An 18,177-nucleotide genomic window follows, 5' to 3' on the forward strand; every position below is an offset into this window, starting at 1 on the left:
GATATAAAAGCCGTCCGATCCCCTCCGTGGACGGCTTCTCCCTGTCGTTATTTACCGCGTGAAATCACAGGTATTTCAGGGTGTAGGTGACGGATGCGTTAACATCGCCAGGAGTTGCGGCATCTGTCAGGGCTATCAGGCGGGCAAAGAAGTTGAGTTCGTTATTCCCGGCCTGCAGTTGCTGGGCGTCGCCATCCGGCATCGGGGTATTGGGTGTAATCAGTGAGGTGTTGTCACCTTTCAGAAGCTGCACACCAACATGCTGGGCACTGCCGGTGCTGACGTAAGCTTTACCTGAGGTATCTGCTGTGCCACTGAAAGAGACGGTTACTTTAGACATTTTCCCTGCGGAGCCGGCTATTGTAGTTTCATTCGGATCGAAGGCGCAGTTCTGCAGATGAATGGTGAACGGTTTTGAGTCCGTGGTTGCATTGGCGGTATTCAGTTTACGGTAAGAAATCTGTCCAAACGGAACGGTGATCGCATCGTCGCCCGGTGCGATATCACAGGGTGAGTTGGTGATGGTACCAGTGAAAAGAATTTTACCTGAGCCGAACGGGCCTGCTGTGGGTGTAGTATCGGCGGCAAATACAGAAGCACCATACATCATACCGGCAGCCGCCATGGCAAGTATTATTTTATTACGCATAGATAATATGTCCTTTGGGTGAATGAGAATTATTTTGCAAAGGCTGAAAACAACTCTGAGGGTATTAATGAAAGCGTTCAGAAAAGATTCGTATGAATAATAAACGCCTGGTGTTAAACGAAGCACCTGAACTTTCCATCGAAAAATATTGATTTCAGCTAATGCCTAATCAGTTGTAAGAAAATTCTTATTCAAATTAAAACAATAAAAATAGATCGATACGATCGATGATTATGATCGTAATTTAAGAATAATCATCAAAGAAATACTTTTTAATGTAATTATAAGCGGGTGAATACCTAACAGACAGATATTCGCAGCGGACATGAAATATTTTGTAATATATTATCTGGAATGTATGTTTTGCTTTTCCATTACACTGGATATTTACAAAACATAATACTAATCATATATAACAATGAAATTACTGGTAGCATAAAAAACTGGATATAATGCAAGTAAAAGGCATTTAATTCCAAAACATTAACTTAATAAATCATTATGAACCATCATAAGTGGAAGGAATAAAAAATAATAAATGAAATGATATTCTTCTGTATTTGTGATGGGCATCACAATAGATATAAATGCAGGTACCCTGACATTTCTGAACTTCGCGGATGAAATTTAAAAACAATGCCGACAGCAAAGAACAAACTGGTAATAGCTGTCAGACATAATGCTGCCTGCTGTAATGTATACAGCAGGCTGGGGGATATTAATGCGCGGCGTCGTGCTGCACGGAGTGCGTGGGTGATTCCTGAACTGACTGAGAGTCTACAACTATGCCATCCTGAGCTGATTTCAGTAACAGACCTGCCTGATAGTATTTTCCTTCGTTCATCAAGGAAAGCGCTGTGGTCACATCCTTACGGGTTTGCTGAAGAGGAATGAGTTCCTGATTTTCAATAACACTGACGCCTGCTAGTTTCAGGGCCTCTATAGTCCCTTTTTTATCTCCTTCTTTCATTTTCTGGTTTGCTTTATTAATAGCATCATTTTTCTGGCCCGCAGGGAGATAATCTTCTGCTACCGTAATCGATGAATTTATCCGAATATAGTGGTCTCCTTCAACTGGGGCTTTTTTATCTGATTTGACATACAGATTCCAGTCAGTGCTGTCATCGTTCAGGAGTTTTTCTGCTTGCGCAGCCAGTTGTTCCGCCTTTTGGGTGCGACCATTAAACAACTCGAATCGCGACATTCCGATATCACGCATGGCCTGCCAGGCCTGTCCGGATATCTTGTCATTATTCAGAGTAACGTTATCAGTCATGTTTGTTGCGGCCATAATATTTCCTGAAAACAGGATAACCATCAGCGCAACGCCTGGCATAATATGGCTTTTCATAATCCATCATCTCCACAAAGTAACATTTTTTATCGGATTATCCTATTCAGAACCGGTAACCCACGCCAAGATTAAAACCATTGCTATTAAGGCTTCCGCTGTTATGGGTAGCATCAAAATCCGCTCCCTCATAACCCAGAGTTATAGCGACACTACTGACCGGGGTATAAGCCACGCCAGCAGAATAACCATATCCGACCTTACTGTCAGACTCATTTATCCCGTGATCACGCTGATGCAATAATACGGGGCCCACTTGACTATACAGACTTAACTGGTTATTTATTTTCCATGAGGGGCCTGCAAGCAGGGAGTAATAACGGGTTGTTACACGACCATTACTGCTTTCATCGGAATAGCGCTGGCTTCCATTTAGCCATGCAAATGAGGTTGTCAGCCCCCAGTCCGGTGACATTTCATAGTTGTTTGCCAGCCGTACCCCACGCAACGTCCCGGCGTGATTAGTATGGGACTGGGCGTATCCAAGTGAAAATGTACTGGCATTATCGTCTGCCCATACCGGACTGGCTGCAGCAGACAGCAGAACAATACCGGTACTTCCGGCTAATAGCATTTTGTTCATCTTCTTCTCTCCGGTTATTTTACCTGATGCCTTACTGGCATGTATTAAGTTAAAATCTTTCCGTGATAACAAACTATAAATAAATCTTTTAAATTATGAGCACTGTTACGCCAGCAAATAACTTTATCTCCGGCTGTCGGGAGGCTATTCACGAAAATATATCCAGGCCAGAAACAGTATTTAATAATAAATAAACTGGAAAATAAAAACTGACAAAAATAGAAGTTCACTGATATATACCAAAAATAATTTGAGTTGCTGAAAGGCGGCAAGGGAGTGAGTCCCCGGGAGCATAGATAACGCTGTGACCGGGGAGAGCAACAAATCTGCCGGGAGCAGACTTGAACGTCGCATGCGACGGCCCGTCAGGGCGAGGCCCATGGATGGACTGAGTAATCCGTAGCTAACACATAAGCCACTTGAAGTATGAAGGGTATATAACGGGAAAGAAGGCCTATCGGCCTGGTAAATCAACGTCTGTGATTTAAGTTGCAGGAAACGGCTATGGAGAGGGGGATGCGGCAGTTATCGGGCAGTAACGGCATTGTTCAGTGAGTATCCAGGAAACAAAATAAATATCCTCCGGCATAGCCGGAGGTTTTTCAGATGCGCCTATAAGGCTCTCTTACCAGCCGCGCCCTAACAGGCGCATACGATCTGACATTTGCATCAAACTTCGTTACTTACGGCCCGTAAACGGGCTGCCCGGATACGGGATCGATAATTGCTCACCCATTTTATCCTCTTCAAGCTGGTGCTTTATGTAGTCCTGTATCTTCGCCGTGTTCTTACCCACCGTATCGACATAGTACCCTCTGCACCAGAACTCCCTGTTCCTGTATTTGAATTTTAGATCCCCAAACTGCTCGTAAAGCATCAGACTACTTTTACCCTTCAGATATCCCATGAAACTCGACACACTCATCTTCGGCGGGATCTCCAGAAGCATGTGAATATGATCTGCACAACATTCTGCTTCCAGAATTCGTACGTTTTTCCATTCACACAATTTTCTTAATATGCTGCCTACTGCCCTACGCTTCTCTCCATAGAACGCTTGTCTTCGGTATTTGGGCGCGAAAACTATGTGATATTTACAGTTCCATCGGGTGTGCGCTAAGCTCTTTTCGTCCCCCATTGGGACCCCCTTTTGATTTCTTGTTGAACTTTTGCAGTTGCCAGACCGCAAGATGTTTTAACAAATCAAAAGGGGTTTTAATAACTGGCTTAAAGCTGAAAGCTTTCCGGAACCCCCAGCCTAGCTGGGGGTTTTCCATAGACAAAAAAGAAGGGAGCGGTACTCCCTTCGTAAACATGTCAGAATACGACATTTTGGTACTCTTTTATTTATTATCTGGCCGTAAAAGTTATGCTGTTGGCAGATATCTCCAGTCAACATAAAAAAATACCACCAGCTAAAAATGTGATGCAAACCACCATTAAGCAGGTAACCAAATTGACTGTGCCACTAAATCCGGAAAAGAGTTTGAATCCGGGGATAACATCTGATGCAGAAATTAGCACCAGTCTTCGATTCGGATACCCGGAATGCGTTCAAATTCGCGGAGATTGTTTGTGACGACGACCAGTCCGCGGCTACCGGCATGGCCAGCAATCATCTGGTCATAAGGCCCGACAGGTGTTCCCTTGCGGGCCAGTTCGGCACGGATTTGACCGGTATGTATCGCTGCCTGTGTATCGTAATCCAAAACCTCAAGGCGGGAGATAAATCCCTCCACGACGGCAAGATTACGCTCCGGCGCCAGGCTTTTTTCAGCACCGTAAATCAGCTCCATTAAGGTGATGGAGCTGATACACATTCGGGATGTATTGAGGTTGAAGCGTTCTCTGATGTGTTCGGGCTTATTTTTGATGGTGAAAATACAGGTATTGGTATCAAGCATGAATTTCAGCATCAAAATCCTTCCCGTTCCTGTACTGCGGGTTGTTCTCTGGTACTCATAAAATCAGTACTGGCGCCTTCGCCATCGAACCAGCTGTCCCAGGATTCTCCGACTGGAGTAATGATTCTGCTTCTGCCAACCGCAATGATTTCGACATGTTTCACATCCTCCGGAAAGGATATCGATTTAGGCAATCTGACTGCCTGGGTCCGGTTACTAAAAAAAAGTGTTGTGTGCATAACTGCCTCCTTTCTGGATATACAACGCGTATATCCATTATGAGTAGAGGCGATGTATATGTCAAAGAGATATACAGGAAAAAATAATCCAGTCACATGACGCGCACTCCGCAGGGCATCCTTGTCCGACTCCGGCATTTCTGAATACATCCAATGAAGGAAATACCATGCAAACAATGCATAAAAAACATATGTGCCCATGGCTTCTGCCCGGTTTGCTCGGTCTGGCTCGGTGTGCGCCAGTACCGCATACTTACGCAGCCATCATTGAGGCAGGATTTTATCCGGAAGGTACAGATCTCCAGCTTGTTCTTAAGATAATTGAGACCGCGCGACAGGAAATCCGTCTGATGGACTATTCCTTCACCTCTTGGGAGGTGGTCCGGTTCGAACATTCAGTGAGTACAAAATTCTCCATGTCAAAGTGATCGTCAGCGACGACCGCCACACCGAGGTGGACGCGTCAGAATCGCTGATCGGACACGTCGCAATCTACACTCTGACTTATAAGCCAGCCTGAAGGGGCATGTTGGCTTTGACGATCAGGCAAAAAACAACGGCGAATAAAGTCGTATGATGATCTTCACATTTATCATCATCAGCGTTCATATTACTCAACCTGTAATCAACCTCTGGCGTTTTTCTGTATCCATCACAACCATTTCCGGTAAAGGTAAAAAAGGGATTTGAACCTTTCCGGAGATGATAATGAAGGTAAATGCATGGACAATTTTGCTTATGTCGGCGCATCTGACGGCCTGTGCCGTCCCTGGCACAGAAAAATATCAGACCAGCATGGACAGCGTTACGGCAGAAAAAATAAGCCGGATTATCCAGTCGGATGTCATTCCTTATAAAGGCGAAAACCATGGAGAAGTTATCAGCCGCGTATCGTCTGCTTTTCTCGGAACACCTTATCAGGCGGATACGCTCATCGGTGGGCCCGGCATCCCCGAAGTCCTTGTAGCGAATTTCAACGGCGTGGACTGCTTTACCCTGGCTGATTACGTTGAAGCCCTGGCCCGCAGCGATAATCAGAAATCGTTTCTGCATAATCTTGCCAGGACTCGCTACGCCGCGGGCAAAGTTGCTTATCTCAGCCGCCGGCACTTCTTCTCTGACTGGTTCGCCGCAGCACCGCGTAATGCACGGGATGTAACGCCGGATATCAGCCCTGATTATGTCGTTGTTGACAAGCAGCTTAACCATAAACCTGATGGCGGCGAGTACATTCCTGGTCTGGGCATCCATCCTCGTAAAATAAATTACATTCCCGGAAGAGCCATCAACCAGCAGGTCATGAACCACCTAAAAAACGGGGATTATATCGGTGTCTACTCCCCGCTTGACGGGCTGGACGTTTCACATGTGGGTATCGTAGTTCGCCATGATGAACAGGTGTGGTTCAGGAACGCCTCCTCATTGGCCGCAAACAGAAAAGTGGTGGACACACCGTTTATGGAATACATGCATTCCAGACCGGGCATCGTTGTGCTGCGGGCTGAATGATAAAGTCATTACCGGAGTCGCCAGCTGATAATAGCCGTCCGACATAGGTATTGAAACCCTGTGTACTGTGGGGCCGACACGGAAAATTGCTGTAAATTCGTGGATTTAGTAAATACTAGAAGATATTTGTCTGGAGCGGGCGAAGGGAATCGAACCCTCGTATAGAGCTTGGGAAGCTCTCGTTCTACCATTGAACTACGCCCGCTTTGAGATGCGTAAAGCATTATAAACCTTACGCTCTGGTTGGCAAGAGACTTACTGGCTGACTGGCGATTAATTCGCCGTCAGCACTTCGGTTTACTCCCCTGCGGCGGCAGATAACGCAGCGGATCGATGGCCGTCGCCCGGTAGCGAATCTGGAAGTGTAGTCTTACGGATGCGGCATCCGTGCTGCCCATCGTAGCGATTTTTTGCCCCGCTTTAACGCTTTGTCCATTATTAACCAGCATGGTGTCATTATGAGCGTAAGCCGTAATGTAATCTTCATTGTGCTTAATCATGATGAGATTGCCGTAACCGCGCAGCTGGTTCCCGACATAGACAACTTTACCCGCTCCCGCCGCATAAACAGGCGTTCCGCGCGCGCCCGCAATATCGATCCCCTTATTTCCGCCCTCCGCGGTGGAATAAGGTAAAATCACTTTACCGTTAGCAGGCCATACCCAACAACGCTGCCCCACCGGCGGCCAGGAGGATTTTGGCACCGAAGATGACGGTCTGACCGCAGCAGTTTTTGTTGCTGTTTTATTGCTGGTTTTGCGTGTTGAAGTGCTACTCTTTGCGCTGCCGCGCACTTTAATTCGCTGCCCCACCTCAATAGTATAAGGCGGAGAAATGCCATTCAGTCGGGCCAGTTCTTTCACGCTGGTTCCCGTAGCGCGCGATATACGATACAACGTATCGCCGCGCTTAACGGTATAGACGGAGCCGGAATACGTTCCTGAGCCGGAATTACTGGAACACCCCGCCAGCAGCAGCCCTGTGCATAACAGCACCGCAATACCCAGGCTATTTTTGTTCAGGCGTCCTGCGCTCAAAACCATTCCTCACTCTATTGACAGACGCCTTATGATAGCAGCCAAATGCCGTATGCCCAATCCATTGACGCCGGAAAGGGGCCGCGTGGATGATGATGCCGCGAATATCCGATATGCCAGCATAATATCGACTCACGGCACAATGGCGCTCGTCTGCGTTCTGTCAGGGCCTGTTTTGGTAATGCCTTTCTTTCTGTTATGCGCTACGCTGATCGTCTGAGTATATGGCCTGGCCATGCTGCCGGGTCATTTTAATTTTCAGGAGCTTTCATGACTGAGGAACATGTCGTTTTATTGGATGAGCAGGATAAGCCTTCCGGCACACTGGAAAAGTATGCGGCTCATACGCTTAATACGCCTTTGCATCTGGCTTTCTCCTGCTGGCTATTTAACGAAGATGGTCAGTTGCTGGTAACACGACGGTCGCTGAGCAAGAAAGCCTGGCCAGGCGTGTGGACGAATTCGGTTTGCGGTCATCCGCAACAAGGCGAAACCACCGAAGAGGCGATCATCCGCCGTTGTCGGTTCGAACTCGGCGTGGAAATTACCGATCTCACCCCCGTCTATCCGCACTTCAGCTATCGAGCGACAGATCCAAACGGTATTGTGGAAAATGAAGTCTGTCCGGTATTTGCCGCGCGGGCAACCAGTGTGTTACAGGTTAACAGCGAAGAGGTGATGGACTATCAGTGGAGCGAATTTAAAAGCGTATGGAAAAGCCTTCTCGCTACGCCGTGGGCATTTAGCCCGTGGATGGTCATGCAAGCGTCAGACGAACAAGCGCGTGAACGACTGCTCAATTACTGCCAGCGTTAAAGATTGCCTGATGGCGCTACGCCTGAACGAAGAGATGCCGGATGGCGGCTGATGCCCCATCCGGCAATTTACATCTTATTTCACCGGACGCATCGCCGGGAACAGAATAACGTCGCGAATCGTGTGGCTGTTAGTAAACAGCATCACCATACGGTCGATACCAATTCCCAGACCCGCTGTCGGCGGTAAACCGTGTTCCAGCGCCGTCACGTAGTCTTCGTCGTAGAACATGGCTTCGTCGTCGCCCGCCGCTTTTGCATTAACCTGATCCAGGAAACGCTGCGCCTGGTCTTCCGCATCGTTCAACTCGCTAAAGCCATTGCCGATTTCACGACCGCCGATAAAGAACTCGAAGCGGTCAGTGATTTCCGGGTTCACATCATTACGACGCGCCAGTGGAGACACTTCAGCCGGATATTCGGTGATGAAGGTCGGCTGAATCAGATGCGCTTCAGCGACTTCGTCAAAGATCTCGGTGACGATACGGCCCAGACCCCAGCTCTTCTCGACGTGAATGCCGATGCTTTCAGCAATCGCCTTCGCGGAATCGAAGTTGTCCAGATCAGCCATATCTGTTTCCGGACGATATTTCTTGATCGCTTCACGCATGGTCAGTTTTTCGAACGGCTTACCGAAGTCAAACACTTCATCACCGTACGGAACCTGGGTGGTGCCCAGAACATCCTGCGCCAGCGTACGGAACAGAGACTCCGTCAGCTCGATCAGGTCTTTGTAGTCCGCATACGCCATATAGAGTTCCATCATGGTGAACTCAGGATTATGGCGCACGGAGATGCCTTCGTTACGGAAGTTACGGTTAATTTCGAATACGCGTTCGAAGCCGCCAACCACCAGACGCTTGAGGTACAGTTCCGGCGCGATACGCAGGTACATGTCCAGATCCAGCGCGTTGTGATGGGTGATAAACGGACGGGCAGACGCGCCGCCTGGGATCACCTGCATCATCGGCGTTTCGACTTCCATAAAGCCGCGAGCAACCATAAACTGGCGAATACCGGCCAGGATCTTCGAACGGGTTTTGAAGGTGTTACGGGATTCATCGTTAGAGATGAGATCCAGATAACGCTGGCGATAGCGCGCTTCCTGGTCCTGCAGGCCGTGGAATTTATCCGGCAACGGACGCAGCGCTTTCGTCAGCAGGCGCAGTTCGGTGCAGTGGATAGACAGCTCGCCGGTTTTGGTTTTGAACAGCTTACCTTTCGCGCCGAGGATATCGCCAAGATCCCACTTCTTGAACTGCTCGTTGTAAACGCCTTCCGGCAGATCATCGCGCGCCACATACAGCTGAATGCGGCCGCCTACGTCTTGCAGGGTAACAAAAGAGGCTTTACCCATAATACGGCGAGTCATCATACGGCCCGCGACGGACACTTCAATATTCAGCGCTTCCAGTTCTTCAGCTTCTTTCGCGTCAAACTCTGCGTGCAGTTGGTCTGAGGTACGGTCACGACGGAAATCGTTCGGGAACGGGATACCCTGCTCACGCAGTGCAGCCAGCTTCTCGCGACGTGCCTTCATTTCATTGTTAAGATCGACTACCTCGTCAGCGCCCTGTGCGTTTTGTTCAGACATGTTGATTCCTCATAGCCCTGCTTTCAAACTTGCTTCGATAAATTGATCCAGACTACCGTCCAGTACCGCCTGTGTATTGCGGGTTTCCACCCCAGTACGCAGGTCTTTAATGCGGGAATCGTCCAGGACATAGGAACGAATCTGGCTTCCCCAGCCGATATCGGACTTAGTGTCTTCCATCGCCTGTTTTTCAGCGTTCTTTTTCTGCATCTCCAGTTCATAAAGCTTCGCTTTCATCTGCTTCATGGCCTGGTCTTTGTTTTTGTGCTGCGAACGGTCGTTCTGGCACTGCGTCACGATTCCGGTTGGAATATGGGTGATACGCACGGCGGATTCCGTACGGTTAACGTGCTGACCGCCTGCGCCAGACGCGCGATAGACGTCGATACGCAGATCCGCCGGGTTAATGTCGATATCGATATCGTCGTCCACTTCCGGGTACACAAACGCGGAGCTAAACGAGGTATGACGGCGACCGCCGGAGTCAAACGGGCTTTTACGCACCAGACGATGTACGCCGGTTTCAGTGCGCAGCCAGCCATAGGCATATTCGCCGGAGATTTTGATAGTCGCGGACTTAATACCGGCGACTTCCCCTTCCGATTCTTCAATGACTTCTGTCTTGAAGCCGCGCGCTTCCGCCCAACGCAGATACATACGCAGCAACATGCTGGCCCAGTCCTGCGCTTCAGTACCACCGGAACCGGCCTGAATATCGAGATAGCAATCGGCGCTATCGTACTCGCCGGAGAACATCCGGCGGAATTCCAACTGCGCCAACTTCTCTTCCAGCGTATTCAGTTCCGCGACGGCTTCGTTAAACGTCTCTTCGTCGTCAGCTTCTACCGCCAGTTCCAGCAGCCCGGAAACGTCGTCCAGCCCCTGAGTCATTTGATCAAGCGTATCGACGATCGCTTCGAGCGATGAACGCTCTTTTCCCAGCGCCTGCGCGCGCTCAGGTTCGTTCCAGACATCCGGCTGTTCCAGCTCGGCGTTTACTTCTTCCAGACGCTCTTTCTTAGCATCGTAGTCAAAGATACCCCCTAAGAACGTTGGTGCGTTCCGTGAGGTCCTGAATGCGGTTATTCACCGGGTTAATTTCAAACATGGTCTGATTTCTTTTATTTGACTTGTCAAAATGCGGTTATAAGGGCGAAATATTAGCGGATTTCGCCCCTTAATTACAGCGAAAGTGTTGTTAAATCGCCCCGATCATAGCGGCCAAATATCATCGATAATAATCTGTAAACTACGGTTGCCGCGAAACTCGTTAATGTCCAGTTTATAAGCCAGTTCTACCTCCCGCACGCCGTTATCCGGCCAACAGGTCGTATCAATATTAAATGCGATGCCATCCAACAGCGGGCCGCCGCCGACAGGCTCCACCATCACCTTGAGGTGACGCTCGCCCACCAGACGCTGCTGTAGCAGACGGAAACGACCATCGAATAACGGTTCCGGGAACATTTGCCCCCACGGTCCGGCATCCCGCAACAGTTGCGCCACTTCCATAGACATCTCCGCCGCGCTTAATGGACCATCGGAGATCACCTCGCCTTGCAACAGGGCAGGATCGAGCCATTCCGTCACCAGCTCGCCAAACCGTTGCTGAAACTGCTCGAATTTATGCTCTTCCAGCGACAATCCCGCCGCCATCGCATGACCGCCGAACTTGATCATCAGATCAGGGTAAAGGGTATCCAGCCTTTCCAGCGCATCGCGCATATGCAGCCCCTGAATCGAACGGCCTGAGCCTTTTAGCGTGCCGTCGCCCGCAGGCGCAAAGGCGATCACCGGGCGGTGAAAACGCTCTTTAATGCGCGACGCCAGAATTCCGACCACGCCCTGATGCCATTCAGGATGATACATCGCCAGACCGCCCGGAAGCGTTTCACTACTGCGCTCAAGCTTTTCGCACAGGATAAGCGCTTCCGCCTGCATCCCCTGCTCTATTTCTTTGCGCGTCTGGTTAAGCGCATCCAGCTCGCTGGCCAGAACACGCGCTTCGCCGAGGTTATCGCACAACAGTAACGCCACGCCAACGGACATATCATCCAGCCTGCCGGCGGCATTCAGGCGAGGCCCCAACGCGAAGCCTAAATCACTGGCGGCAAGCTGCTGCGGATCGCGATTCGATATCTCCAGCAACGCTTTAATTCCCGGACGGCATTTCCCGGCACGAATACGACTTAGCCCTTGCCAGGTCAGAATACGGTTGTTAGCGTCCAGCGGCACAACGTCTGCTACCGTACCCAACGCCACTAAATCCAGCAGCTCCGCCAGATTCGGCGGCGCGATGTTGCGCTCGTCGAACCATCCTTTGTCGCGCAAAAATGTTCGCAACGCCAGCATCAGGTAAAACGCCACGCCGACGCCCGCCAGCGACTTAGACGGGAATTCGCAGTCGCGCAGATTGGGATTAATAATCGCTTCGGCATCCGGCAACGTGTCGCCTGGCAGGTGGTGATCGGTCACGATCACCGGAATCCCCAACGTCTTTGCATGCGCTACGCCGGCGTGGGATGAAATGCCGTTGTCTACGGTGACGATAAGCTGCGCGCCGCGCGCCTTCGCCTGATCGACCACTTCCGGGCTTAAACCGTAGCCGTCTTCAAAGCGATTAGGCACCAGATAACTGATGTTGTCACATCCCAACGCACGCATTCCCAATACGCTTAGCGCAGTACTGGTCGCGCCGTCGGCGTCAAAATCGCCAACAACAATAATGCGGGTACCTTCGCGAAAGGCGTTGTAGAGGATCTCCACCGCGTTATCTATGCCGCTAAGCTGTTGCCAGGGCAGCATTCCTTTCACGCTGCGCTCCAGTTCGCGGGCGCTACGAACGCCCCGGCTGGCATATAAACGTCGTAGTAATGGAGGAAGATCGGCGGGGAGTTCCGCCGTCTCATCAGCCTCGCGCCGACGAAGTTGTCTCTGTTGTTTCACGCGTATTATTTACCACTGGTCTGTTTTTGATGCTCATCAAGAAACGCTTTCATCTCTTTCGGTCCCTGATAGCCAGGCACCACATAGCCGTTACTCAATACAATGGCTGGCGTACCGCTAACGCCCAACTGCACGCCCAACGCATAATGATCAGCAATGTTCACGTCACAGCTTGCCGGTTTCACGCCCTTACCTGCCATGGCGTCATCAAACGCTTTGTTTTTGTCTTTGGCGCACCAGATAGATTTCATATCCTGCTCCGCCTGGCTTTCCAGCCCCTGGCGCGGAAAAGCCAGATAACGTACCGTGATCCCCAGCGCGTTATAATCTTTCATCTCTTCATGTAGCTTATGACAATAGCCGCAGGTGATATCGGTAAAAACAGTAATGACATGTTTCTCATCCGGCGCTTTATAGACGATCATCTCTTTTTCCAGCGCATTTAGCTGGCTCATCAGCAGTTTGTTCGTCACGTTTACCGGATGCGCGCCGCTCACGTCATACATCGGCCCTTGAATAATATGTTTGCCGTCATCAGTGACGTACAGTACGCCGCTGTGAGTGAGGACGGTTTTCATCCCTGCCACTGGCGAGGCCTGAATTTCCGTACTCTGAACGCCCAGCTTAGCCAGCGACTGACGGATAGCCGCATCATCCGCATGGGCCACGCCTGAAAACACCGCCGCCAGTAAAGTGAACATCATAAAACGCTTTTTCATAAACTATCCTTTCCTGTCAGCACTCATGCCCGCGGATGGTGCTGTTGATGAAGTTGACGCAAACGCTCCGTTGCGACATGCGTATAAATTTGTGTCGTCGAAAGATCGCTATGCCCAAGTAGCATTTGTACAACGCGCAAGTCGGCGCCGTGATTCAGCAAATGCGTGGCGAAAGCGTGACGTAAAACATGCGGCGATAGTTTTTCGCTATCGATTCCAGCCAGTACCGCATAATGTTTAATACGGTGCCAGAAGGTCTGCCGCGTCATCTGCTGCGCACGCTGGCTGGGGAATAATACGTCAATCGATACGCCATTGAGTAACCATGGACGCCCATGCTCCAGATACGTTTCCAGCCAATATACCGCCTCTTCACCTAACGGCACCAACCGCTCTTTATTGCCTTTACCGATAACCCGCACCACGCCCTGCCGCAGACTGATATCGCTCATTGTCAGCCCCACCAGTTCCGACACGCGCAAACCGGTGGCATACAGCACTTCCAACATAGCTTTATCGCGCAGCTCCAAAGGTTGATCAATAAGCGGCGCCTGCAAGAGCCGTTCAACCTGCGCCTCGCTAAGATCTTTCGGTAAACGCTGCGGAAGCTTAGGCGAGGCCAACTGCGCGCTCGGATCATCCTCACGATACTTTTCACGGTACAGATGCTGGAAAAAGCGCCGCATAGCGCTTAACAGGCGTGCGGAGCTGGTCGCTTTGTATCCGCCCTCCACACGTTCAGCCAATAGCGTTTGTAAATCATCAGCCTGCGCCGTCGCAAGCGTTTTTCCGCGATGATGCAACCACGCAACGACCATCGATAAATCGCGACGATACGCGCTTAATGTATTTTCCGCCAGATTTCGTTCCAGCCACAGGGCATCCAGAAACTGCTCAATACGCGCTAAATCCTGTTCCATTCGCGCTCCCTACTTCACGCTTACTTTTGGTGCATTATGCCTCATTGTGCCGTGAATGCAGCGATTCTGTTACACTACCCGCAACGCTATAGCAGAATCGAGATGTAACGTAATGAACATGGGTCTTTTTTACGGTTCCAGCACGTGCTACACCGAGATGGCCGCAGAGAAAATTCGCGATATCCTCGGCCCGGAGCTGGTGACATTACATAACCTCAAGGATGACGCCCCCGCCTTAATGGAGCAGTACGACGTGCTCATTTTAGGCATCCCCACCTGGGATTTTGGTGAAATTCAGGAGGACTGGGAAGCCGTCTGGGAGCAACTGGACGATCTCAATCTGGAAGGCAAAATCGTTGCGCTTTACGGTATGGGCGACCAGCTCGGCTACGGTGAGTGGTTCCTGGATGCGCTGGGTATGTTGCATGACAAACTTGCCCTCAAAGGCGTTAAATTTGTCGGCTACTGGCCCACAGAAGGCTACGAATTTACCAGCAATAAACCGGTCATTGCGGATGGGCAACTGTTTGTCGGCCTGGCGCTGGATGAAACGAACCAGTACGATCTCAGCGATGAGCGTATACAGACCTGGTGTGAACAAATTCTCGGCGAAATGGCCGAACACTACGCCTGAAACCTTACTCGCTGTACTTCCCTCTCGACGGAACCGCGTTTACGCCGTTCCGTTAGTGTTGGCCTGATATCGGCTGCTGTAACAGTATCCGACGCAACTCACGCCATTCCGCTTCTTCCATGCTATCCGCCGCCAGCCATAAATGCTGATGACGTCCAGACTCTGCGCGTAAACGCAACACCATCCCGCTCTTCAGTAACCAGGGCGGACGCAAGAGCGTCCAGTCCTGCCCCTGCCAGCGTAAGCGCCCGTCCATGAGTAGCTTGATCTCTCCCTGGCAGGTATTAATCCTGCGCTGGCTACGTACACAGTCAAACACGACCAGCGACAGTAGTATCATCCATAACGGGGTATAACTCAGCGGCCAGGGCATCAATAAAATCACCGCGGCAACCAGCCCATGAATGAGCAATGAGATCCACTGAGCGCGCCATGAGACGCGTAAATCAGATTGCCACAGGACCACGTTCCCGATTCCGTGTCTGAATGAGTCGGACCATCTGTTCCAGTTCAGCGTCAGCCGGTTTACCGTGATTCATTAACCAGTTAAATAAATCCGGGTCATCACTCTGCAACAAACGGACAAAAATACGCTTTTCTTCATCACTTAAACTATCGTACTCATGTTCAAAAAACGGCATGATGGAAATATCAAGTTCGCGCATACCGCGACGACATGCCCAGTGAATACGTGCTTTATTGTGAATATCCATGTTCTTCCTGCCTCGCGAAAATGAAGTACCGGGCTATTGTAACGTGTTTTTGGCGTTGTTTTACGGGAATCTCAGTAATCTGGAACGCGATCGCGAAATAAAAGGCTGGGAATCAATATGTTCATCCATTTTGGATACCGCCTCGCAAAACGATCAATCCGCTCTCAATGGGCTATTTAAAGCACTTGCAATGACCGATGGCTCTTTTACCATTAACCATTATTGTTGCAGCTAACCAGGACATTATTTATGGCTTTTATCTCCTTTCCACCACGTCATCCTTCATCGTCAGCCCGCCTGCCGCTGACGCTGATCGCGCTTGACGACTGGGCGCTGTCGACCATTACCGGCGTAGACAGTGAAAAGTATATTCAGGGCCAGGTCACCGCTGACGTAAGCCAGATGACTGAACAGCAACACCTTCTCGCCGCCCACTGCGATGCTAAAGGTAAGATGTGGAGCACTCTGCGCCTGTTCCGTGAGCGCGACGGTTTCGCCTGGATTGAACGCCGTAGCGTGCTTGAAGCGCAATTAACGGAGCTGAAAAAGTACGCCGTATTTTCCAAAGTGGTCATCGCGCCGGATGACGAACGCGTATTGCTTGGCGTGGCCGGTTTTCAGGCCCGCGCGGCGCTGGCTAATGTCTTTAGCGAACTGCCCAATAGCGAAAATCAGGTGGTCAGAGACGGCGCCTCCACGCTGCTATGGTTTGAACATCCTGCGGAACGATTCCTGCTTGTCACCGATGTCGCGACGGCCAACATGTTAACGGAGAAGTTGCATGGCGAAGCCGAACTGAATAACAGCCAACAGTGGCTGGCGTTGGATATTGAAGCAGGCATTCCGGTGATTGACGCGGCGAACAGCGGTCAGTTTATCCCCCAGGCGACTAACCTACAGGCGCTGGGCGGCATCAGCTTCAAGAAAGGCTGCTACACCGGACAGGAGATGGTCGCACGGGCAAAATTCCGCGGCGCCAATAAACGCGCGCTTTGGTTGCTGGCGGGCAAAGCCAGCCGGGTACCGGAAGCAGGAGAAGATCTGGAGCTACAGATGGGCGAGAACTGGCGTCGTACCGGCGCTATTCTGGCGGCGACGCAGTTGGACGATGGTCAGTTACTGGTTCAGGCCGTCATGAATAACGATTTAGAAGCCGAAAGCGTCTTCCGCGTTCGCGACGATGCCAACACCCTGCATATCGTCCCGCTGCCCTACTCGCTGGAAGAGTGATATCACGTTAAAAGCCGGATAGCCTGATAGCGCAACGCCATCAGGCTCGCACGTGCTGTTCTCGTAGGCCGGATAAGGTGCGACAGCGCCGCCATCCGGCACGGGCATCCGGGAATTATGCCTGTCCCACATACAAATAGATGGCCAGGAAGTGGCACACGCTGCCACCCAGCACAAAGCCATGCCAGATGGCGTGGTTATAAGGTATGCGTTTGCAAACATAGAAAATTACGCCCAGCGAGTAAACGACGCCACCTACCGCCAGCAGCGTCACGCCGCCTATCGCCAGCTTAATCGCCAACTGATAAACCACTATCAGCGACAGCCAGCCCATTGCCAGATACGTAACCAGCGAAAGCACTTTAAATCGGTGCGCAATCGTCAACTTGAAGAGGATACCGAATAGCGCCAGGCTCCAGATCACAATCATTAGTCCGCGCGCCAGCGGCGAATCCAGACCTACCAGCAGAAATGGCGTATAGGTTCCGGCAATGAGCAGATAGATAGCGCAGTGATCAAATTTCTTTAACCAGATTTTTGCCCGCTGATGAGGAATGGCATGATAAAGCGTTGAGGCAAGAAAAAGCAGGATCATGCTCCCGCCATATAAACTGTAGCTGGCGATAGCCGTCATACCCGCATTCGCCTCTACCGCCTGAACCAACAACAGCACCAGGCCGACAATACCAAATACCAATCCAATGCCGTGGCTAATACTGTTGGCGATTTCCTCAGCCAGCGAATATCCCTGCGTCATTAATGGTTTTTGCACCATAACTTACTCCGGAGAAACGTTCATAACGATGAACTGCGCCTCTAGCGTAACTGAGAATGGTTCCAGTGAACACATGTTAGCTAAAATAAATTCGCAAAATTAAATTTTGTTTATTATTCAATAAGTTAATTACAAAAACTCAACTAACACGCGTTCATATTTATCAAAGGCATTTAAAATCAATCACATAAAATTGCGTCTGGTTGGGATAGATTTCAGCAATGACCCGTTTCAGCTCATCAAGCGACATATTTTCCTGTTGCGCATGTTTTTCGTTCAGCGTATCCAGCGTCACAGTTGACGTTCCTGTCACTTCGATTGTGCAAAAATAGCCATCATCTTCGAACCGCCCCACGCGTAGCACATCGCCTGCTTTAAAGTGGGACTCGGAGGCATCACGAATAGTGATGGTTTTACGCCCTGCCAGAATGTCATTCTGGAAACGTTGAAAGAAAGTAATGTCGTTTGGCTGCATGTGGTTATCCCCCTGAATATGGCCCCTTGAAGTGGATGTTACGATCTGAATGTGTTCTTGCTCCGACACGCGAGCATCCTGGAA

Annotated in this window: 21 protein-coding genes, 1 tRNA gene and 20 other annotated features; of the genes, 5 read left to right on the forward strand and 17 right to left on the reverse strand. The window is 50.3% G+C overall.

Annotation, left to right across the window (positions count from 1 at the left end):
• Positions 1–64: 64 nt before the first annotated feature.
• The 6 genes from stdA to STM3034 all read right to left on the reverse strand — a co-directional run bounded on the left by stdA (position 65) and on the right by STM3034 (position 4,733).
• The gene (stdA, locus tag STM3029) for a putative fimbrial-like protein (RefSeq protein NP_461946.3) occupies positions 65–788 on the reverse strand. Within the gene, positions 65–775 belong to an annotated coding region; the region does not span the whole gene.
• Positions 783–788, reverse strand: a ribosome-binding site (putative RBS for stdA; RegulonDB:STMS1H003076). (Overlaps the previous gene by 6 nt.)
• Before the next feature lie 579 nt (positions 789–1,367).
• The gene (locus tag STM3030; protein NP_461947.1) for a putative periplasmic protein occupies positions 1,368–2,016 on the reverse strand. Within the gene, positions 1,368–2,000 belong to an annotated coding region; the region does not span the whole gene.
• Positions 2,011–2,016, reverse strand: a ribosome-binding site (putative RBS for STM3030; RegulonDB:STMS1H003077). It overlaps the preceding gene by 6 nt.
• A 30-nt stretch (positions 2,017–2,046) precedes the next feature.
• Positions 2,047–2,590, reverse strand: a protein-coding gene (locus tag STM3031; protein NP_461948.1) for an ail and ompX-like protein. Within the gene, positions 2,047–2,583 belong to an annotated coding region; the region does not span the whole gene.
• Positions 2,585–2,590 (reverse strand) — a ribosome-binding site (putative RBS for STM3031; RegulonDB:STMS1H003078). Its footprint overlaps the gene before it by 6 nt.
• Before the next feature lie 565 nt (positions 2,591–3,155).
• Positions 3,156–3,864, reverse strand: a mobile genetic element.
• The gene (gene tnpA_4, locus STM3032; protein ID NP_461949.1) for a transposase for IS200 occupies positions 3,263–3,727 on the reverse strand. Within the gene, positions 3,263–3,721 belong to an annotated coding region; the region does not span the whole gene. (Overlaps the previous feature by 465 nt.)
• Positions 3,722–3,727: a ribosome-binding site (putative RBS for tnpA_4; RegulonDB:STMS1H003079), on the reverse strand. It lies within the feature at positions 3,156–3,864 and overlaps the preceding gene by 6 nt.
• A 236-nt stretch (positions 3,865–4,100) precedes the next feature.
• Positions 4,101–4,507, reverse strand: a protein-coding gene (locus tag STM3033; RefSeq protein NP_461950.1) for a putative nucleic acid-binding protein. Within the gene, positions 4,101–4,499 belong to an annotated coding region; the region does not span the whole gene.
• The gene (locus tag STM3034; RefSeq protein ID NP_461951.1) for a putative cytoplasmic protein occupies positions 4,499–4,733 on the reverse strand. Within the gene, positions 4,499–4,726 belong to an annotated coding region; the region does not span the whole gene. Before STM3034 ends, STM3033 begins: the two co-directional genes overlap by 9 nt.
• Positions 4,502–4,507: a ribosome-binding site (putative RBS for STM3033; RegulonDB:STMS1H003080), on the reverse strand. It overlaps the preceding gene by 6 nt.
• Positions 4,728–4,733, reverse strand: a ribosome-binding site (putative RBS for STM3034; RegulonDB:STMS1H003081). It lies within the gene STM3034.
• Positions 4,734–4,895: 162 nt before the next feature.
• Positions 4,896–4,901, forward strand: a ribosome-binding site (putative RBS for STM3035; RegulonDB:STMS1H003082).
• Between STM3034 and STM3035 the strand changes: the two genes are divergently transcribed.
• Together STM3035 and STM3036 are read left to right on the forward strand one after the other, a co-directional pair.
• The gene (locus tag STM3035; protein ID NP_449411.1) for a putative periplasmic protein occupies positions 4,896–5,154 on the forward strand. Within the gene, positions 4,903–5,154 belong to an annotated coding region; the region does not span the whole gene. (Overlaps the previous feature by 6 nt.)
• Before the next feature lie 267 nt (positions 5,155–5,421).
• Positions 5,422–5,427 (forward strand) — a ribosome-binding site (putative RBS for STM3036; RegulonDB:STMS1H003083).
• Positions 5,422–6,235 (forward strand): putative inner membrane protein gene (locus STM3036; protein NP_461953.1). Within the gene, positions 5,429–6,235 belong to an annotated coding region; the region does not span the whole gene. (Overlaps the previous feature by 6 nt.)
• A 134-nt stretch (positions 6,236–6,369) precedes the next feature.
• Here the strand turns inward: STM3036 and glyU are convergent.
• Both glyU and STM3038 read right to left on the reverse strand, forming a co-directional pair.
• Positions 6,370–6,440 (reverse strand) — tRNA-Gly (glyU, locus tag STM3037).
• A 79-nt stretch (positions 6,441–6,519) separates the two neighbouring features.
• On the reverse strand, positions 6,520–7,278 hold the full coding sequence (locus STM3038; protein ID NP_461954.1) for a putative metalloendopeptidase: 759 nt from the start codon (positions 7,276–7,278) through the stop codon (positions 6,520–6,522).
• A 253-nt stretch (positions 7,279–7,531) separates the two neighbouring features.
• Positions 7,532–7,537 (forward strand) — a ribosome-binding site (putative RBS for idi; RegulonDB:STMS1H003084).
• Between STM3038 and idi the strand changes: the two genes are divergently transcribed.
• Positions 7,532–8,088 (forward strand): isopentenyldiphosphate isomerase gene (idi, locus tag STM3039; protein ID NP_461955.1). Within the gene, positions 7,543–8,088 belong to an annotated coding region; the region does not span the whole gene. Its footprint overlaps the feature before it by 6 nt.
• 75 nt (positions 8,089–8,163) lie before the next feature.
• On the opposite strand, the gene lysS is transcribed toward idi, so the two are convergent.
• The 5 genes from lysS to xerD all read right to left on the reverse strand — a co-directional run bounded on the left by lysS (position 8,164) and on the right by xerD (position 14,278).
• Positions 8,164–9,692, reverse strand: a protein-coding gene (gene lysS, locus STM3040; protein NP_461956.1) for a constitutive lysine tRNA synthetase. Within the gene, positions 8,164–9,681 belong to an annotated coding region; the region does not span the whole gene.
• Positions 9,687–9,692: a ribosome-binding site (putative RBS for lysS; RegulonDB:STMS1H003085), on the reverse strand. It overlaps the preceding gene by 6 nt.
• Entirely contained in the window at positions 9,691–10,572 is an 882-nt protein-coding gene (prfB, locus tag STM3041) for a peptide chain release factor RF-2 (protein ID NP_461957.3), read from the reverse strand. The genes lysS and prfB overlap by 2 nt, the downstream gene beginning before the upstream one ends.
• Before the next feature lie 321 nt (positions 10,573–10,893).
• The gene (gene recJ / locus STM3042) for an ssDNA exonuclease (protein NP_461958.1) occupies positions 10,894–12,643 on the reverse strand. Within the gene, positions 10,894–12,627 belong to an annotated coding region; the region does not span the whole gene.
• Positions 12,633–13,362 (reverse strand): protein disulfide isomerase II gene (dsbC, locus tag STM3043; protein ID NP_461959.1). Within the gene, positions 12,633–13,346 belong to an annotated coding region; the region does not span the whole gene. The genes recJ and dsbC overlap by 11 nt, the downstream gene beginning before the upstream one ends.
• Positions 12,638–12,643 (reverse strand) — a ribosome-binding site (putative RBS for recJ; RegulonDB:STMS1H003086). (Overlaps the previous gene by 6 nt.)
• Positions 13,357–13,362, reverse strand: a ribosome-binding site (putative RBS for dsbC; RegulonDB:STMS1H003087). (Lies within the gene dsbC.)
• 7 nt (positions 13,363–13,369) lie before the next feature.
• Positions 13,370–14,278 (reverse strand): site-specific recombinase gene (xerD, locus tag STM3044; protein NP_461960.1). Within the gene, positions 13,370–14,266 belong to an annotated coding region; the region does not span the whole gene.
• Positions 14,273–14,278: a ribosome-binding site (putative RBS for xerD; RegulonDB:STMS1H003088), on the reverse strand. (Overlaps the previous gene by 6 nt.)
• 80 nt (positions 14,279–14,358) lie before the next feature.
• Positions 14,359–14,364: a ribosome-binding site (putative RBS for fldB; RegulonDB:STMS1H003089), on the forward strand.
• Here xerD and fldB point away from each other — a divergent pair.
• Positions 14,359–14,900 (forward strand): flavodoxin 2 gene (gene fldB, locus STM3045; RefSeq protein NP_461961.1). Within the gene, positions 14,379–14,900 belong to an annotated coding region; the region does not span the whole gene. Its footprint overlaps the feature before it by 6 nt.
• Positions 14,901–14,952: 52 nt before the next feature.
• On the opposite strand, the gene ygfX is transcribed toward fldB, so the two are convergent.
• The gene (gene ygfX, locus STM3046) for a putative inner membrane protein (RefSeq protein NP_461962.1) occupies positions 14,953–15,380 on the reverse strand. Within the gene, positions 14,953–15,366 belong to an annotated coding region; the region does not span the whole gene.
• The gene (gene ygfY, locus STM3047) for a putative cytoplasmic protein (protein ID NP_461963.1) occupies positions 15,347–15,623 on the reverse strand. Within the gene, positions 15,347–15,613 belong to an annotated coding region; the region does not span the whole gene. Before ygfY ends, ygfX begins: the two co-directional genes overlap by 34 nt.
• Positions 15,375–15,380, reverse strand: a ribosome-binding site (putative RBS for ygfX; RegulonDB:STMS1H003090). Its footprint overlaps the gene before it by 6 nt.
• Positions 15,618–15,623: a ribosome-binding site (putative RBS for ygfY; RegulonDB:STMS1H003091), on the reverse strand. It lies within the gene ygfY.
• 226 nt (positions 15,624–15,849) lie before the next feature.
• Positions 15,850–15,855, forward strand: a ribosome-binding site (putative RBS for ygfZ; RegulonDB:STMS1H003092).
• On the opposite strand from ygfY, the gene ygfZ reads away from it, so the two are divergent.
• Positions 15,850–16,843 (forward strand): putative aminomethyltransferase gene (gene ygfZ / locus STM3048; protein ID NP_461964.1). Within the gene, positions 15,863–16,843 belong to an annotated coding region; the region does not span the whole gene. Its footprint overlaps the feature before it by 6 nt.
• A gap of 115 nt (positions 16,844–16,958) precedes the next feature.
• Here ygfZ and yqfA read toward each other — a convergent pair.
• Together yqfA and yqfB are read right to left on the reverse strand one after the other, a co-directional pair.
• Positions 16,959–17,630, reverse strand: a protein-coding gene (gene yqfA, locus STM3049; protein NP_461965.1) for a putative hemolysin. Within the gene, positions 16,959–17,618 belong to an annotated coding region; the region does not span the whole gene.
• Positions 17,625–17,630 (reverse strand) — a ribosome-binding site (putative RBS for yqfA; RegulonDB:STMS1H003093). Its footprint overlaps the gene before it by 6 nt.
• A gap of 151 nt (positions 17,631–17,781) precedes the next feature.
• The gene (gene yqfB / locus STM3050) for a putative cytoplasmic protein (protein NP_461966.1) occupies positions 17,782–18,108 on the reverse strand. Within the gene, positions 17,782–18,093 belong to an annotated coding region; the region does not span the whole gene.
• Positions 18,103–18,108 (reverse strand) — a ribosome-binding site (putative RBS for yqfB; RegulonDB:STMS1H003094). Its footprint overlaps the gene before it by 6 nt.
• Positions 18,109–18,177: the final 69 nt, after the last annotated feature.

This window comes from Salmonella enterica subsp. enterica serovar Typhimurium str. LT2, assembly GCF_000006945.2.
In the GTDB taxonomy this organism is placed as follows: Bacteria; Pseudomonadota; Gammaproteobacteria; order Enterobacterales; family Enterobacteriaceae; genus Salmonella; species Salmonella enterica.

Bases quoted from the DNA above. Each gene is read 5' to 3' on its own strand.
- dsbC (NP_461959.1), bottom strand. From the start codon at position 13,346: ATGAAAAAGCGTTTTATGATGTTCACTTTACTGGCGGCGGTGTTTTCA.
- xerD (NP_461960.1), bottom strand. From the start codon at position 14,266: ATGGAACAGGATTTAGCGCGTATTGAGCAGTTTCTGGATGCCCTGTGG.
- lysS (NP_461956.1), bottom strand. From the start codon at position 9,681: ATGTCTGAACAAAACGCACAGGGCGCTGACGAGGTAGTCGATCTTAAC.
- fldB (NP_461961.1), top strand. From the start codon at position 14,379: ATGAACATGGGTCTTTTTTACGGTTCCAGCACGTGCTACACCGAGATG.
- STM3034 (NP_461951.1), bottom strand. From the start codon at position 4,726: ATGCACACAACACTTTTTTTTAGTAACCGGACCCAGGCAGTCAGATTG.
- yqfB (NP_461966.1), bottom strand. From the start codon at position 18,093: ATGCAGCCAAACGACATTACTTTCTTTCAACGTTTCCAGAATGACATT.
- prfB (NP_461957.3), bottom strand. From the start codon at position 10,572: ATGACTCAGGGGCTGGACGACGTTTCCGGGCTGCTGGAACTGGCGGTA.
- STM3033 (NP_461950.1), bottom strand. From the start codon at position 4,499: ATGCTGAAATTCATGCTTGATACCAATACCTGTATTTTCACCATCAAA.
- yqfA (NP_461965.1), bottom strand. From the start codon at position 17,618: ATGGTGCAAAAACCATTAATGACGCAGGGATATTCGCTGGCTGAGGAA.
- STM3031 (NP_461948.1), bottom strand. From the start codon at position 2,583: ATGAACAAAATGCTATTAGCCGGAAGTACCGGTATTGTTCTGCTGTCT.
- ygfZ (NP_461964.1), top strand. From the start codon at position 15,863: ATGGCTTTTATCTCCTTTCCACCACGTCATCCTTCATCGTCAGCCCGC.
- STM3035 (NP_449411.1), top strand. From the start codon at position 4,903: ATGCATAAAAAACATATGTGCCCATGGCTTCTGCCCGGTTTGCTCGGT.
- STM3036 (NP_461953.1), top strand. From the start codon at position 5,429: ATGATAATGAAGGTAAATGCATGGACAATTTTGCTTATGTCGGCGCAT.
- idi (NP_461955.1), top strand. From the start codon at position 7,543: ATGACTGAGGAACATGTCGTTTTATTGGATGAGCAGGATAAGCCTTCC.
- STM3030 (NP_461947.1), bottom strand. From the start codon at position 2,000: ATGAAAAGCCATATTATGCCAGGCGTTGCGCTGATGGTTATCCTGTTT.
- STM3038 (NP_461954.1), bottom strand. From the start codon at position 7,278: ATGGTTTTGAGCGCAGGACGCCTGAACAAAAATAGCCTGGGTATTGCG.
- tnpA_4 (NP_461949.1), bottom strand. From the start codon at position 3,721: ATGGGGGACGAAAAGAGCTTAGCGCACACCCGATGGAACTGTAAATAT.
- ygfY (NP_461963.1), bottom strand. From the start codon at position 15,613: ATGGATATTCACAATAAAGCACGTATTCACTGGGCATGTCGTCGCGGT.